This is a genomic window from Clostridioides sp. ES-W-0016-02 (assembly GCF_020641035.1).
In the GTDB taxonomy this organism is placed as follows: domain Bacteria; phylum Bacillota; class Clostridia; order Peptostreptococcales; family Peptostreptococcaceae; genus Clostridioides.
In genome coordinates this window covers 116887-133352 of record NZ_CP061362.1, presented here as the reverse complement: position 1 = coordinate 133352, position 16466 = coordinate 116887, and the positions used below count along the sequence as shown (strand labels likewise).

At 23.1% G+C, this 16466-nt stretch carries 16 protein-coding genes; 2 read left to right on the top strand and 14 right to left on the bottom strand.

What is annotated here, in order from left to right; all coding sequences use genetic code 11:
* Positions 1-92: 92 nt before the first annotated feature.
* Positions 93-833, top strand: coding sequence for an MjaI family restriction endonuclease (locus IC758_RS20100; RefSeq protein ID WP_227825151.1), 741 nt, complete (start codon positions 93-95; stop codon positions 831-833).
* A gap of 360 nt (positions 834-1193) precedes the next feature.
* On the opposite strand, the gene IC758_RS20095 is transcribed toward IC758_RS20100, so the two are convergent.
* Both IC758_RS20095 and pth2 read right to left on the bottom strand, forming a co-directional pair.
* Positions 1194-1997: a hypothetical protein gene (locus IC758_RS20095; protein WP_227825150.1), complete on the bottom strand. Its 804-nt coding sequence runs from the start codon at positions 1995-1997 to the stop codon at positions 1194-1196.
* 27 nt (positions 1998-2024) lie between these two features.
* Positions 2025-2432 carry an aminoacyl-tRNA hydrolase gene (gene pth2, locus IC758_RS20090; protein ID WP_227825149.1) on the bottom strand — a complete coding sequence of 136 codons (408 nt, stop codon included), beginning with the start codon at positions 2430-2432 and terminating at the stop codon, positions 2025-2027.
* Positions 2433-2563: 131 nt separating this feature from the next.
* Between pth2 and IC758_RS20085 the strand changes: the two genes are divergently transcribed.
* Positions 2564-3211: a hypothetical protein gene (locus IC758_RS20085; RefSeq protein ID WP_227825148.1), complete on the top strand. Its 648-nt coding sequence runs from the start codon at positions 2564-2566 to the stop codon at positions 3209-3211.
* 56 nt (positions 3212-3267) lie between these two features.
* On the opposite strand, the gene IC758_RS20080 is transcribed toward IC758_RS20085, so the two are convergent.
* The 12 genes from IC758_RS20080 to IC758_RS20025 form a co-directional block, all read right to left on the bottom strand.
* The gene (locus IC758_RS20080) at positions 3268-4404 is read right to left on the bottom strand and encodes a hypothetical protein (protein ID WP_227825147.1); all 1137 of its coding nucleotides are present in this window, start codon (positions 4402-4404) and stop codon (positions 3268-3270) included.
* Positions 4405-4556: 152 nt separating this feature from the next.
* The gene (locus IC758_RS20075; protein ID WP_095903682.1) at positions 4557-4847 is read right to left on the bottom strand and encodes a hypothetical protein; all 291 of its coding nucleotides are present in this window, start codon (positions 4845-4847) and stop codon (positions 4557-4559) included.
* A gap of 905 nt (positions 4848-5752) precedes the next feature.
* Positions 5753-6436 carry a DUF4116 domain-containing protein gene (locus tag IC758_RS20070; RefSeq protein WP_227825146.1) on the bottom strand — a complete coding sequence of 228 codons (684 nt, stop codon included), beginning with the start codon at positions 6434-6436 and terminating at the stop codon, positions 5753-5755.
* Positions 6437-6587: 151 nt separating this feature from the next.
* Positions 6588-9791 (bottom strand): tetratricopeptide repeat protein, encoded by a 3204-nt coding sequence (locus tag IC758_RS20065; RefSeq protein ID WP_227825145.1) that lies wholly within the window; start codon positions 9789-9791, stop codon positions 6588-6590.
* A gap of 13 nt (positions 9792-9804) precedes the next feature.
* Positions 9805-10065, bottom strand: a complete 261-nt coding sequence (locus tag IC758_RS20060; RefSeq protein ID WP_227825144.1) for a hypothetical protein — start codon at positions 10063-10065, stop codon at positions 9805-9807.
* Positions 10066-10185: 120 nt separating this feature from the next.
* A complete protein-coding gene (locus IC758_RS20055; protein WP_227825143.1) occupies positions 10186-10704 on the bottom strand; it encodes an ImmA/IrrE family metallo-endopeptidase in 519 nt (172 codons plus the stop codon).
* A gap of 289 nt (positions 10705-10993) precedes the next feature.
* Entirely contained in the window at positions 10994-12139 is a 1146-nt protein-coding gene (gene tnpB, locus IC758_RS20050) for an IS200/IS605 family element RNA-guided endonuclease TnpB (protein ID WP_227861015.1), read from the bottom strand.
* Between the two features lie 191 nt (positions 12140-12330).
* Positions 12331-13656: a DUF4116 domain-containing protein gene (locus IC758_RS20045; RefSeq protein WP_227825039.1), complete on the bottom strand. Its 1326-nt coding sequence runs from the start codon at positions 13654-13656 to the stop codon at positions 12331-12333.
* A 21-nt stretch (positions 13657-13677) separates the two neighbouring features.
* Complete coding sequence (locus IC758_RS20040) at positions 13678-13923, bottom strand: hypothetical protein (protein ID WP_227825038.1); 246 nt, start codon at positions 13921-13923, stop codon at positions 13678-13680.
* Positions 13924-14078: 155 nt separating this feature from the next.
* Positions 14079-14699 carry an anthrax toxin lethal factor-related metalloendopeptidase gene (locus tag IC758_RS20035; RefSeq protein WP_227825037.1) on the bottom strand — a complete coding sequence of 207 codons (621 nt, stop codon included), beginning with the start codon at positions 14697-14699 and terminating at the stop codon, positions 14079-14081.
* 150 nt (positions 14700-14849) lie between these two features.
* Positions 14850-15278 (bottom strand): hypothetical protein, encoded by a 429-nt coding sequence (locus IC758_RS20030; RefSeq protein ID WP_227825036.1) that lies wholly within the window; start codon positions 15276-15278, stop codon positions 14850-14852.
* A gap of 158 nt (positions 15279-15436) precedes the next feature.
* On the bottom strand, positions 15437-16375 hold the full coding sequence (locus tag IC758_RS20025) for a hypothetical protein (protein WP_227825035.1): 939 nt from the start codon (positions 16373-16375) through the stop codon (positions 15437-15439).
* Positions 16376-16466: the final 91 nt, after the last annotated feature.

Here is a 16466-nt window from a genome sequence, read left to right as displayed (position 1 = left end):
ATAATTAATAATATAAGATTAATAGAACTACAAACTTTTTTAAAATTTAAAATGAATAATTAAATAATAGTAAAGGATACATAGCATTCAAAATGTTAGATTTATTTGAAAACCCAATAGATAAAAAAAAATTTAACAGTACCAATGAAATTTGGAATAAAATGCACTTTAATTCTCCTGTGAAAATTGGATATACAAGTAAACTTGTTAAAGAAAAAAAATTTTCAGATAAACTTGATTGGGCCGATTTTTATTTTGAAAGTGGAGAAAAAAGAAAAGAGTTGTTAAAATTAAATCCATATGATAAAAATATAAATCTTAATTATGGAAGAACAAAAAAAGAAATTGCTAAAATAGGTTGCTACCTATATAAACATCTTTTAGAAACTGGTAATCCTTTAAAATTAACTAAAGAAGAATGTATGTTGACAGCTTATTTTCGTATAATTGGAGAGACTTGGAATGGCATAATCTGGAGAGAATCTAATACTAAAGATGCTTTATCAAAAAAGATAACCAATTTAGGTTATGAAGTTTCTTTAATCGACACACCAAGCGATTTTGATGTCTTATTCGCAGTAGATTATGAAATATACTTTAAAGGTTCTATTGTTTGTGGGATTCAGATAAAGCCCAAGAGTTATTCTGCTAATAACTCTTACTTAAATAAAACGATAGAATTAAATGAAGAAAAGAACCAAAAATATAAAAAAAGATTTAATAGAGATGTTTATTATGTTTATGCAGAGACATCAGGGATAATTTTAAATGAAAATGTTATTCCAAAAATAATAAAAGATATAAAATCGAATCAGATAAATTTTTTTAATTAGTTTTTTTTAATTAGTTTTTTACTCATAATTTTTTTAATATTATATATTAATTTTTTAATACACAATTAAGACATAATCAAAATTTCAAAAAAATCACCACTCTATAGTAATAAAATTATAGTTACATATCTATAATATTATGTATAAAGTAAAAATCAGGATACATTTTATGTAATTTTAATTTGCTTACCACTCATGAAGAGTGTTTATATAGATATTTAAAAAAGGAATAAATTATTATGTTGCCCCATCCAGGTTAAAATGGATGTTTATGTATATAAGGAGAAGTTAATATATGTTAGAGCTAAAAAAATATACCAGTTTATACTTATTTAAGTATATAAACTGGTATATTTTTATTTAATCATATATAACTTGTTTAAACCCAATGTTTATAATAAGTGTAATAAAATCATTTAATCCTACTGTATACATCTTCCCTTTACTAAAGACATTAACGTAGTCAACCTTTTCTCTATTAATTAAAACCACTAAACTATTGAATAAATTCTCCTTTGGTATTGTTGTGATTGGATAATCATTACTGGAATTATCTATGATTTTGTTTTTCTTACAGTAGTCCTCTATCTCTTTTTCTTCTAAAAAAATTCTTATAAATTTTAACCCCTTAGAATCATTATATATATTGTATCTAATTATGCAATTTAAGATATCTTGTACAGATAATGTATTGTGATATATGTAATAGATATATTCATTTTTAAATAATACATTATTTAAGCTTCTAATAAGATTAATATTGTCTTCTTTTATTAATGTATTATTAAAATTTTCTGTTTTATTAAAAATATCAAAGATAGAATAATAATATGAATAATAATCTTTTTCTATTTTAGTATTAAAAATTATTCCAGATAACCCCCTATAAAATAAATTATTTAACAATAATAATAATGAGTTTAATTTTATTTCACTAACGAACATAATTTTATCAATTTTATTATCCAATAAATACTTATTTGCTAAGGTCTCTTCTTCAAATAGTATTATACTAATATAATCTGTTAAAGTAATTGGTATTATTACTGGTGAACCTTTTGTCTCAATAAAACTCAGCATATAAAATTTATCTAAATTTAAAATTTTATCTAATGATTCAGTATAAAAATTATTATTGTCACTAAATATTAATTTCTCTAACATTAAACATCACCAAACTTTCATATTATTTTATAATAATTTTAAATCTCCTGTTATTTTATCTATTTTATCCCCTTTAGCTGGACCTATAGCTACTGCTGTTTTTTGTTTAACTCCATTAAATACAGTTAATCCCAAATCAACAGTCATATAAGTAGGAAGCTTCATCTCCATAGCTTTATTATATACATTTGTCAACTCTGACTCAGAATTTACATATAGGCAAACTTTTTTAAATATCCCATTAATCCAAACATCTAAATCAGAATGCCTTTCAACATCTAATATTAATTCATAGTTATTTTTATTAAGTTCTTTTCTTCTCATTATTTCTAAAATAGCTCCCAAAGAAGCATGGCTCCCTTGAGCAACCATTTTACCTTTTGGCATTTTCAAATCTTTTCTTATAATTATTACTTGTTTTATATTATCTTCCATTTTTATATCCTTTCTGATTTTTTTAGTATATTTAATATAGATATTCTATTTGTGTTTTATAAATTATTTTTTTATTATATAATTGAATTAAGTTATTGTTTGAATAAACCTATAGGAAGGAGATAAAAAATTTGCCTTTATTCGAAAATTTAAAAGATGATGTAATGAATACAATTACTTATAAAATGGATGACCTTCAAGAAATATTTTCTTCCCCAGATAATTTCCTTCTTAGCTTTAATAAAAATACTATACATGATATAAATTTATTATGTACGATAGGTTCAGTAAATAAAGAGGAATTGTATAAGGAATTATATTTTAAAAATATAGATGGGATAGTATTATTAATTAAAAATAATTTAGAGGAAATTGAGAACTTGATTGTATTAACCAATATAAAATATAAAACAGGAGAATTTGAAATAAATATAGAATATAATGATGAAAGAATTTTTACTATAAATATCCCTGAAAAGTATTATAAATATGAATACTCGTATATAGAAAATTCCTTATTAGAGTTAAAAGAAAACTTATCTGTATTAAAGCTTAAACATAAGAGAAGCAGAATACATAAAGAAGATATACAAAATCAAATAAATAAAGTAGAAACAGAATTAAATAGCCTTATACATAAGAAAAATACATTAGATAGAATTACTTCTAATTTAAGTTCTTTCTTAAATGGATATAATTTTTTAGACTTTAGAAGACTTTCTTCTCTTTTTTCTGATAATGATAACAGTGATTTTAATGACATATTATCTATTTTATAAAAAAATCAATATAGTAATAGCTAATAAAAAAACCTTATATGTCTTTTTATTAGCTATTACTTATTAAATAATACAAACACATCTTGATTCGTTTTTAATGAATATTTTTTCTTTAAGACCTTATTAGGTTTTATACTTTTCCCAATAAATGAATTGTCTTCAGATAATTGTTTCCATTTTTTATTAAAAGTAGATATACTTGTACTAACTTTGTCAGATCCCATAATCCATTCTTTTGCTACTATATTGTATTCCTTTAGATAAAAATAGAATAATCGTTCTATCTCAACTATATGAGTATTTTTCTTCTTATTTTTAAAAAAATATAAGTCTTGTTCTAAATTATATTCATCATTCAAAATTTTATTTATTCCAGTTCTATTTAAATTGCAATCCTTTATCAATTCTTTCTTTGTATATAAATCATTTGATTTTAATTCTTTAATAGAGATATTTATACTTGGAATAAAGTATAAACAGACATTGCTCTTTATGTCTAATTCATCTCTTATTCTATCTGATTCTATTCTTTTGACTAACCCAAACAAATTGTATAAGTTTATAGTTTTTGAAATTGTACTTATTGAATAATTTAAACTATATTCATTTTTTAGATGTCTAAGCGATACAAAAAATAATTCTTTATTATTAAAAATAATAGACTCTGCACTAACTTTTTTCCCATAATTATTTAAAGCTATATATATATCAATTTTTTCTTCTAACATGTCTTTTAAATATTTATCTTTAATTAACAATTCTTCTATAATCTTTATATTTTCAGAGTACTTTTGTATTCCAAAATTATTCTTTATTTTTTCTCCAAATCCTTTTTTTATTAAAATACTTGAAATTTCGGTTAGTCTACAATTAAAAAAAATACAAAGTAAATCATATATATCTAATCCATATAAAATATATCTTTTAGTAAAATATCTCATTTTGCCATTAGCATTTCTACTTATCCAACAAAAATTATTAGCTATAAATTTACATTCATAAAATGTATCTATTTCCATATTTAACAATATACTTATATCTATATTTTCTATATCATTTTTATTTGAAAGCATTTCTTTTAAATAAACAACATTAAATATATTAGATAAGTTATGTTGTATGTTTGCATATATTTTTTTTATATATTTATTAGTTAAAGTAAAAATACTTTTGTTCGATACAACACTATCCATTTTATTAACCTTTTTCTATTTTTTTACTTGATAAATTTAAAATGTTTTCTAATCCCCCATACATATCAATATTCATCCTTCCAAAGTATTCTATATTTCTACTTTAACTTATAATTTTAATTGTTTTTAATATCTAAATATTAATATAATAACTATGCAACGCAATCTAAAATTAAATTAATATCATTATCTGAAAATTTATATTTCAACTCAGGCCATTTAATATATGTTATTGCTTCTCTTTTACTTTTAACTGCCTCTACACATATCATTAGAGCCTGTTCTTTTGTAAAATTAAATTCATGCCACTTTATATTACGAATCTCATTACCATCTTGTTTTACCACCTCTAAACAAAGTTCAATTATCTTATCTATAGATAATTGGCTACTACTAATATTAGCTATCTTATCTGTAATTTCTATTACCTCATTATTATTCATAAATATCCATCTCCTATTTTATTTTTATATTGTTTATATAAAATTTAATCATTATTAGAATATAAAAACATCTTACCTTTCATTTTTAACTTATATAAAGGCTCCTATAGTCTTTTTTTACAACGTTTAGATAAATACATCCAAAGAACATTTCTGATAGTCTCTAAACTCGTTCTACCATGTCTTTACTAAAATTTGTTTTAAATTCATATTTTTAAAAGCAATTTTTTAAGTACTCATACTCAATTCTCCTTTTTTATAATTATTAAATATAAAACCTATTTATCTCTTTAATTATTATAGTTTTAATAATTTATTTTAATTAGATTTTTTTAATAAAAAATAAGAATAAGTATTGATTTCTAAAATATAAATTTAAAATTTATGATTTCCTAATATTATTTATTATAAACATACAATAAATATCTACATAATATTATAAATAAAACAATAAGAAAAAAGAGATGAATTTGGGGAGGGAGTTGTCACTATATATAAAAATCTCAACTAAGCTTGCTAAACAAAAGTTAAATAGGCATAACTATAAGAGATAGCCTTAGATTAATCAATATAGCTAAATTTAATATTTGGGCATTTTAAATCCATTTTTTTATAAAGAATATTTACAATAGCACTATGGACAATCTCTGCTCTTTGCTAAATTAATCATCTTTACACTTTATATATTACTGTTATAAACACTTAATGTCAAGCTTTCGTTGTTTATAAAAAACAAAACAAATAATTTTCAGAATATTCACAACTACTCAGAACAATAACCTATATTAATATACTAAAAAATAGTTTTTGTCAAGTTTATTTTTTAAAAAAACCTAAAAAACAAATGTACTCAAAAGATATAATAAAAAAAGAGTCATCTGTACTTTAGACAACTCTTTTCATTACTAAAACCTTCCTATAACTTTTTCTTTATCTCTTATATACTCAAAAACTTGTTTATTTTCTTTTAATGCTTCTAAACAAATTCTATCTGTTTGATTCTTTACATATTGAAGTGCAAATGGATTCTGTCTAACTGCTTCTAAACAAATATCTTCTGTTTGAGTATGAACAAACTCTAAAGCTAAACCATTTTGTCTTACTGCTTCAATACAAATTTTCTTTGTCTGTCCTCCTGCATGTTTAAGAGCCAATCCATTTTGCCTTACTGCTATTAAACAAAGCTTTGTTACTTTATGTTTTACATATGCAATTAAATTTCCATCTCGTACTAATGCTTCTGAGCAAATTCTATCAGTTTGGATAGGAGCAAATTGGAATGCATCTTCGAATTCCTGTATTGCTTTTAAGGTTATATTTTCTATTTGTTCTTTTGATAATTTATCTTTTAATAAATCAAAAGGTATATATCTAAGATTTAATCCTTTGTCCACAACTGCTTCTAAACAAAGATCTTCTATTTCCCAGGCTGATAAACTATCTTTTAAATCATCCCAATCTACATATTTTATAGAAGTGCTATCATTGATAATTGCTTCCCTGCAAACTTCATATGATTGTTCTTCTATCTCTTTTAAATAACTCCCTGTTTCCATTACCATTGCTAAATTATACTCTAATTGGTCCATTAGACATCCTCCCTTATCCTAATTCAAAATATATTTAAATATACCATTTTTGTTTATTTCATTATATATATTAAATATCTTTAGTATTCAAAATAATAAGGGAAAAGGGAATATTACTATAAATATAAATTTTACATTAATAATATCAAATTTATATTTCTGAATTTGATATTATATCCATTATAATATCTATTTTCACTTTATATTCTGGATATAGTTTAAGCCTAAATGTGACATCTATACAAATATGTTTTAATAATAGAGTATAAAAACCATTTATGTCATTTTTTAAAATTGTTTTAATTATATTTCTAAATTTTTTTATATTATTTTTATTATTTATATCTAAGATATGTATAATCCTTCTCAAATAGCTTTCATTAAAAAAATATTCATACCTACTTTCTATTAATTTCTTTGCTGTCTTCCAGTATTTATTAAAATTACCAAACATAGATGAATTTATAAACCCAGCTATATTAGAAGTATCTTTTCTATAATAACAGCTATAATACAATGAGGTAAATTTATCATCTATAAATATAAATGCATCTTCTTTGTTTGATATCTCAAAAGCTTCAATATCTGATGTGCCTATAGCATTTTTAGGTAAGTTTATAAAATCTTTTAGATATATGTCTTTAGATATTATAATCCCCTTTTTTAGAGAATTTCTTATATCACTAAAGTTTTTCAGCTCAGATTTTTTATATTTTTGATCTTTCTCACTAAACTTTATTTTTCCTTCAATTAAATACAAACTTATTTCTTTATTATTAAAATTAGAAGTCAAATCATTTAGTACATTCTCTATATCTTCTACTAAACGCTTTGGGACATAAACATTATAATAATTCATAAATTCATCAAGTAAATTAAATTTACTTAGTAATAACGTTGTAACCATTGTTAGCACTACTTTACTATCTTTCTCTACATAATTTGGAATACCTGCCTTGAAATACAAATCTTTAGATAGTAATAAATAGTCTATTGTATCATTAATCCTTTCTAAATCAGAAAACAAATAATTAATAGGAGCTCCAAAAGACTCCATTTGTTCATCTTCCCCTAAATAAATATTAATACGTTTATAAAACAAATCTAAATCTTTTTGTAATTCTACCATTAACTCATTATTTTTATTATCCTTTAAATCTTTTTCTTTTATAGAAAAGCTTTTTATACTACTATCTTTTTCTTTACATCTAATTTCTAAACACAATCTTGTTAAAAAGTTATATTTATTAATTATCTCTATTATTATATATTTTTCTTGTTTGAAATAAATTTCATCCCCAACTTTACTTCCCAAAAGATTAATCCATAGATCTTCATTTGTATTAATCTGTAAACAACCAAATCTCATATCACTAATTCTATAAAAAAATTCTTTATTTAAACAAACTTTCAAAAACTTGTTTTTATCCGATCTTAATATAACAACATAATCAGATTCAACTAATTTAATTTCTTCCATATTCTTTTTAAGATCAGATAAATTTTGTTTCTTGCTTTTTAACAAAACATTTCCTATCCTATTTGCAAGATTTACATCTATGTTATTTACATTAAAAGCAACCTTATAACTTAATTCTCTCGCCTTAACAGTATCTCCAAGCTTCAAATACAATTCACTTGCAGTTATTAAATATAATGGCTCTTTCTCGTTGTTTAACATATCAGCAAATTCTTTTAAATTATCTAATTCTTTATTTACTAATTTCATCTTAGCTAATTCATTTGCCCAATCTATTTTTTTAGATTTTTCAAATGATTTTTTAGCCACAAAGTAAGCCCCTTTATATAACTCTTTTTTAAGATAGATAGAATACATACATTTTTCTATATATTCATTATAGGTATCACTATAAAATTTAATATATATTTCTAAGATATTATCATAATACTCATCCATATTCTCACTTAAAACAATAGAAAGATATCTTTTAAAAAATCTTATATCATAAATACTATTTTCTTTTACTATGTTAAGAGCTTTTTTAGTATTATTCATCTCTTTATATTCACTTGCTACCTCTAATAAAATTGAAGCTTTATTTTTTACATCTTTTACAATTTTATCTAAATAAAATTCACTCTTTTCTTTATTTTTTGAATTAGCTTTAGCACATAATAAATCTATAAGATGTCCTTTTATCTTACATTCTTTATCTATTACTTTAATTAAAAAATCTTCTCCATGCAAATTTAATACAGACAAACCATAAGCAAAAAAAGCAAACTCTACATTTTCTAAAAAATCTCTATGTTTCTGAAATAATTCTATTATTTTAGACCAATTTTCAAGGCTTAAATAATTATTAATTATACTTGGAATATATATATCTATTTCAGCATTATTTTCTAAAAGATATTTGCTAAGTTCCTCTGCTTCTTCATATTTATCATTTAAATTAAAAATATTTATCTTTAAAACATTAAAATCAGTGTCTTCTTTAAAGATATCAGGTATATTATTAATTTCTTCAAGAGCTAATTTTTCATCGACAAATAAAAGAGCCAGAAGTTTATAGTATGATATTTCCTTAAACTGATTAAATTCTAATTCCTTTTTATTTATTTCTTCTATTTCAATCAAACATTCATTAAGAAAGGCTCTTTCATTTTCATTGACTTCATCTAAGCATCTACTTATAGGATTTAATTTACAAAGTATATAATCAGCCTTATACTTACTTCCCATTTCTTTTATCTCAAATAAAAGTTTCTCTGCTTTATTAAAATCTTTAATTGCAATTAAAGATTTAGCTACATATGATTTTATTTCTAATATTTCTAAATATCTTTCATTGTTAAACTTTTCTATTAAAGTACTGTATTGTTGAGAAAGATATAAATATTTAGCTTCCTTACAATCTATATCTGTTCTATTCATATCCATACGATCAAATATAACCATTAATTCTCTAAAGACCTTATCATCCTTATAAAAAATAGCTATGTTAAATTTAACATTTATAAATTCAGCTGTTTCTTCTCCATATTTTTTTAGTTCTTTGAAGTATTCAATTAATCTATCTTTCTTATTTGTTACTATTGATAAAAAACAATTATATTGTAATAACTTTCTTTCAATAACTTCGCTAAACCTATCTTGTTTTTTCCTATATATCCAGTTAATCTTATCTTCTATCTCTTCATATTTTTGGACCTCAAACAAAGACTCTATTTCATCTAATTTTCCATTCATGTAATCATCTACTATTTTTTCATTTTTATAAATATTTGATTCTTGTATTATAGTGTTTCCACTTAAAATTACCCCATTTATCTTTTGTTCAGAAATATTGTTATTAAAAAAGATTCCACTTAATATTTTCCTTATTCCCATAATATTAATCCTTTTATTTATTATTTTGTTTTATTTTATTTTTAGATATCTTCTTACCTTTAATAAGTTGTTTATTATCTCCTTGTTTCTTATTATTATTTAACTGAGATATTTCGTTATTTAAGATATCTTTACCCTTAATAACTTGCTTGTTATTTTTCTTACTTACATTTATTTTATTCTGACGTACTCCTATAAAAGTTAATATTATAGTTATTACTCCTATTACAATTGTACCTATAGCTCCTATCTTGCTCCAATCTAAATTATCCATGGTCCTCACCTCTATTTCTATGGGATATATTACCTATATAATTAAAATTATATCTTAAATAAAATATATACTTCAACAAGGAATTTAAAAAGGTGCTTTTAAAAGCACCTTTTTAAACAATTATTTTTTTATATATCCTAAACTATTTACTCGATTTAAAGAATCTCTTTGAGTAACATTAAAATATTTAGAAACTTTATCTATATTAATTACATCATTCTCTTCAATAAGCTCAAATTCACTTTTAGGCATTAATAATGCAAGTGCAAACTCTTTAGCTTGTTCTTCTTCTTGCAAATTTTTACTTTTATAAAATTCATTTATTTTCTGAGAATTCCATACTTCCTCATCTATATTATATCTCATGTGCAAAAATAAGTGTCCTAATACTTTAGCTATATGCATATTGCGTATATGATTAGATTGACCATAAGGAATCACTATTTCAAATTCATAGTGATTATTTTTTAATTTTCTAATATAAGATTCTGAAAATTCACTTAAAGAATCATCTTTTTTAATTATTCCTCCCATTTTATCAATAACATTATTCATATCTTTTATTGGAATTTCAATCATATAAATATCTATTATATCTTTTGTTAGTTCATTAATTAAATTGATATTTTTTTTATTCATAATAATTCTCCTAAATATTTATAAAATAATATTTATTTTTACGAATAAGCATAAATATTATTATTTTTTATAAAATAATATATTATTTTATAATTTTTATTAATATAAATATTTTTTATTATTTTTCTTCTAAATGTTTTAAAAAAATTAAATAATCATCTTTTTGAGAATTTAAGTTATTATATTTAAAGATATTTTTATCATCTATTAACATATTTTGAACTACTCCACCTTAACTACCCTTGGTAGCGTTTGAAGATGAAGATTCCTATTCGATAGCACTTTTGTACTAAGCATTCATAGGCTCTAAGGGCTGTTCCATCCCCACTAATCTTAATCCTTCTTTTAGTATATTTATACTTGCATTTATATCCCTGTCATGTTGTGTATTACAGTCTGGGCAAATCCACTTTCTGAGTGATAAGTTTTTTACATCTTTATTCCTATGACCACATACACTACATAACTGACTGGATGGATATGTATTTCCTATTATAGAAATTAATCTTCCATACCAAATAGCTTTATACTCAAGCAACTTCCTAAATTCATACCAACTAACTTCACTTATTGCACTTGCTAATTTATGATTCTTAATCATATTACTTACTTTTAAATCTTCTAAACAAATTATTTGATTTTCTCTAATTAGCTTAGTTGATATTTGATGTAAGTAATCTTTTCTTTGATTAGCTATTCTTTCATGTATCTTAGCTACTTTATTTTTTTGTTTATTCCAATTATTACTGAACTTCTTCATTTTTGATAATCTTCTTTGTTCCAACTTCAATCTATAGTTGGCTTTTCTTAACCATTTAGGATTATCAAATACGTTTCCATTAGAACATATTGCAAAATCTTTTAAGCCTAAATCTATGCCAATATACTTATTAGATTCTTCTAATTGTTTTATGTCAACTTCACAACATATACTAACAAAATATTTACTTGTAGGTGTTTTTGATACAGTAGCATTTAATATTCTACCATTTATATTTTGAGTCACTTTAGCCTTAACCCATTTTAATTTTGGTAGTTTAATTAGGTTATCCTTAATAGTTATATTATTGTTCACCCATTTACTTTCAAAACTTCTTTTATGATTTCTTTTACTTTTGAATTTTGGAAAACCTTGTTTATTTCCTTTTTTAATCTTTCTAAAGAAGTTTTTATATGCACTATCTAAATCATCAATAGTAGCTTGTAAACTGGTTGAATCAATTTCTTTAAGCCATTCATATTCTTTTTTAAGCGATGGAAGTTTTTTAATTAATTCATACTTTGAATATGACTCACCTTTATTTTCATATTTTTCTTTTTGAAGTGCTAACATGTGATTATACACAAACCTCGAACACCCAAAAGATTTTTCTATTATTTCTTTTTGAATTTGATTTGGATATATTCTAAATTTAAAAGCTTTCATCTGTATCATTTCTTCACCTCCTTTAGTTTTTTATATTACAGGCTTTAATCTCCACCCTACTTACGTTGAGGATGGAGTATTTCGCCTATCAGTGATAAAAATCTTCTTTCTTGATTACCTCACTACACTCAAATATTAAGTACCACTTATCATCTAATTTAGAATACGTCTCTTGCTCCTTCATACTTTGATTTATTTTTTTATAAACTTAATTTTACGTATTGAAAAGCTCTTTTGTCATTTTTAGTAGCTTCAAGACAAATCTCTTTTGTTTGTTCTTTTACATACATTAAATACCATCCTTTTTGTCTTACTGCTTCAAGACAAATTTCTTCTGTTTGATTTTTTACATCTCTAATTGCAAATCCATCTTGTCTTACTGCCTCTAAACATATCTCTTCTGTTTGTTTTTCCACATACTTTAAAGCTAATCCACATTCTCTTACTGCTTCAATACATATTTCATTGTTCTGCTCTTTTACAAATTCTAAAGCTTTACCATCTTGTTTTACTGCTATTAAACATATCTCTTCTGTTTGTTTTTCCACATACTTTAAAGCTAATCCATTTTGTCTGACAGCTTCTTTGCATATTTCATTGTTCTGCTCTTTTACAAATTCTAAAGCTTTACTATCTTGTTTTACTGCTATTAAACACATTTCTTCTGTTTGTTTTTCCACATATTTTAAAGCTAATCCATATTCCTTTAAGGCTTCTATACAAATTTTATCGAACTGATTGTTTACATACTTTAAAGCTAATCCATTCCTTTTTACTGCCTCCAGACAGATATTTTCTGTCTGGTTATTTACATACTCCAAAGCCAAACCATTTTGTTTTACTGCTATTAAACACATTTCTTCTGTTTGCTCTTTTATATAGATTAAAGCTAATCCATCATTCTTGACTGCTTCTTTATAGATTTCTTCTGTTTTATTTTCTATAAAAAGCAAAGCTGAAACATCTTGTTTAACAGCTTCTATATAAAGTTTATTCTTTTGTTCATCTGTAATATAAAATGAGTCAAATTTTGCATATTGTAAAGATAACCCCTGCTGTCTTACTGCTATTAAACATAAATTATAATCCTGTTTTTTTATATCTGCTAAAACATATCCATTCTGTTTTACTGCTTCAGTGAGTATATTATAAATCTGTTTATCTGATAAATTTAACTCATTAAAATCTATAACTTTTACAGAAAATGCATTTTGTCTTACTGCTTCTATACATATTTCTTCTATTTCTTTAGCTGATAAATTAAGTTCATTAAACTTTATATACTCCAGTGCATAGCCATGTTTTTTAACTGCCTCTATGCATATCTGCTTAATATCTATATCTGATAAAGCATATTTTTTAAAGTCAATATATTTCAATTCTAAACCATCGTTCTTTACAGCACTTAAATATAAAATAAAGGCTTGCTCTTTAGTTAAATCTAATTTGCCAACATCTACAATTCTTAAACTTTCTTTTTGTTCTGTAATTCTTTCTAAATAGTTTTCAAAATTTTTACTATTCATATAATTCAATCCTCCTAAATATTATTTACCTGATAGTATGTTTAATTTCTTTATTTCTTCTTCTGTAAAGTCAACTTCTTCCCATCTTATACACTCTATAGCATCTTTATCTTGTTCAATAGCTTTTAAGCATACTAAATACGTTTGGTTGTCTGCAAATTGTAAAGCTTTTCCATAAATACTAACAGCGTCTAAACACATTTCTTCTGTTTGATCTCTTGAACTTGCTAATAATCTTATAACCCAAGCATTATTGTTTTTACTCATAGCTTAGCTCTACCTCTCTTCATTTTATTTATATAAAAACTTTTTAAATTTAATTATTATATTCAAAATTCATATTTATTATAATTAGTGAAATTATAAAATAAACAACCTCTTTTTTATATTATCAAAAAAAGAGGTTGTTTACATTTTTATTTTTAAATTCTATTGATACAAAGTTCCACATACTTATAAGTCTTAGGATTATTTTTTAATAATCTTTTGGGATTAAGTAAATACTCCTCAAACACTTGAGCGAAATATTCATGTTGGTTTTTCAAGTAATAGTTTATATCCTTATTTTCATCTAAAACTAAATTGTTTTTTTCTTCTGTGTATATATTAAAGAAATTATCTTCACCAGATATTTTATCTACAAAATGACCAAATTCATGTATTAAAGATTGTTCATCCCAATCTTTAATATTGCTTAGATATATTGTATCCTCAAAGAAAACTCCAGCTAATGGAGAATCACTTAGGAATCTTTCTTGAAGTGATCTGTTCGTTATTTCTATCTTCATATCATTTTCGATAAAGCTTTCTATAAGCTTTTCTGGAATTACATTAAGATATTTATATAACTTAAATTGCCTATCACAGTTTACTCCATCAAATTGTATAAAAGTACTATAATCGAAGGCTTCATTTCTTAAATGGTCAATCTCTAATCCTTTTATCTCATTGTCCCTGTAAGCATCAGACTTAAAAGTGCTACACAAGGACAATAAAACTGTAACAACAATAATCTTAATTGTAAATTTTCTCTTATTTATCATGATAAATTTTCTACTTAATTATATTCAAGTAGATACCTCCTTTTTTATTATTTTTTTATTATATTTTTAAAAGTTTTTTTTATTATATAAACATGTAAAACACATTAAAAATACCTTTAATTTAATTAAAGGTATTTTTAAAATGAAATATTATATTATTTTTTTATCTTCATTATTTATATTTATTTTGTCCCAATTAAAATAGCTGAATATTTCTTTATTTTGCTTAACAGTTTCTAAACATATAGTTCTTTTTTCTTCTACTGTAAAATTAAATTCTTCCCATTTTATACTAAATATAGAAAAACCATTTTGTTTTACTGCCTCTAAACACAATTCATATATCTGAGCTCTTTTTAAATTATTAAAATCTATAACTCCTAAAACTAACCCATTTTGTTTTACTGCTTCTAAATACAGTTCATATCTTTCCTGATCCGAGAAATTAACTTCATTCCATCTTATATCTTTAAGTAACGTCCCATCTTGTCTTACTGCCATTAAACACATTTCAAAAGGTTGCATTTGTGCAAATTTTAAGTAACTACTGAACCTACTTACTTTATCAAAGTCATTCATTTTACTTCTCTCCTTTTTATTAATTATTTATATAAACTTATGTTTTATTTATTATAGATTCCATGTAGATTTTGTATAATTAATAACTTTATTAAATATAAGAAAAAGACTACCTCTAATTAAAAGTAGTCTTTTTCTTATCAAGTTATATTAAAAAATTATTTATTATATATTACCTGACCATGATATTTTATATAAAGAATATTTTTTAAATCTATTCTATCACCTTTATTCGTTCTTAAATATTCTTTTTTATCTTCACTTTCTCTAATATCACTTGTTAATATATAAGGTCTATTATAAGATAAATTATTATCTATTTTTAATTCAATATTTCCTTGCTCACTTCTTACAATTATGTTTAAAGTCTTCATTTGTCTTTCACAAATACATTTTAAAAGATTCTTTTCATCTATATAAAGATTGGCGACTCTTAATCTATTTAGCTCTTTTTGTCTTTCTTTATAAGATAAAAGTTGTTCATAGAAGGATTCAGCATTTTTGTATATAATTTTATTTGCTTCTATCCTTATAACTTTGTCTTTATCTTTAAGATATGCCAAAAGAATGGATATATTATCTTTATACAAGATATCTATTTCTTTTAGATCAATAAATTCATTTTCAAATGGTTCTATATCTTTTATATATAATTCAAAAGCCTTCTCTCTTGCATTTTGTTTTATCATTAAGCTCACATTATCTACTACAGTATTTACAAGTAAATTATCAATAAAATAATTTTCATCTTTATTTATCGTCTTTACAATCTCTTCTTTTATATCATTAATAATTTTTCTATAAACAGTTTCCAACTGTTCTATTTTTACATCTCTAAAATCAATTTCATTTAAATTCTTTTTAACTAAACCTTTAGAAACCTCAAAAAATATATTCTCTTCTGAATCATATACTCCAACAAATTTTTTTTCTTTAAATGGATTAAAATATTTTTCATTCTCTTGTTTAAATAGGTAAAAAATACGATTCTGTTCTGACTGAACTTTTAAAAATACTGAACTTTGGCCTTCCTTACTTGAACTATTTATTCTTAGGTTAATATTATCATTTTCTAAAAAACCTTTCATATCAAACATTTCCTGTCCTCCATTTTTTTATTTTTAAATACTTTTTTATTTATTATATATTTTTCTCATTAAAATATTTTATATAAACAATAAAATTTCT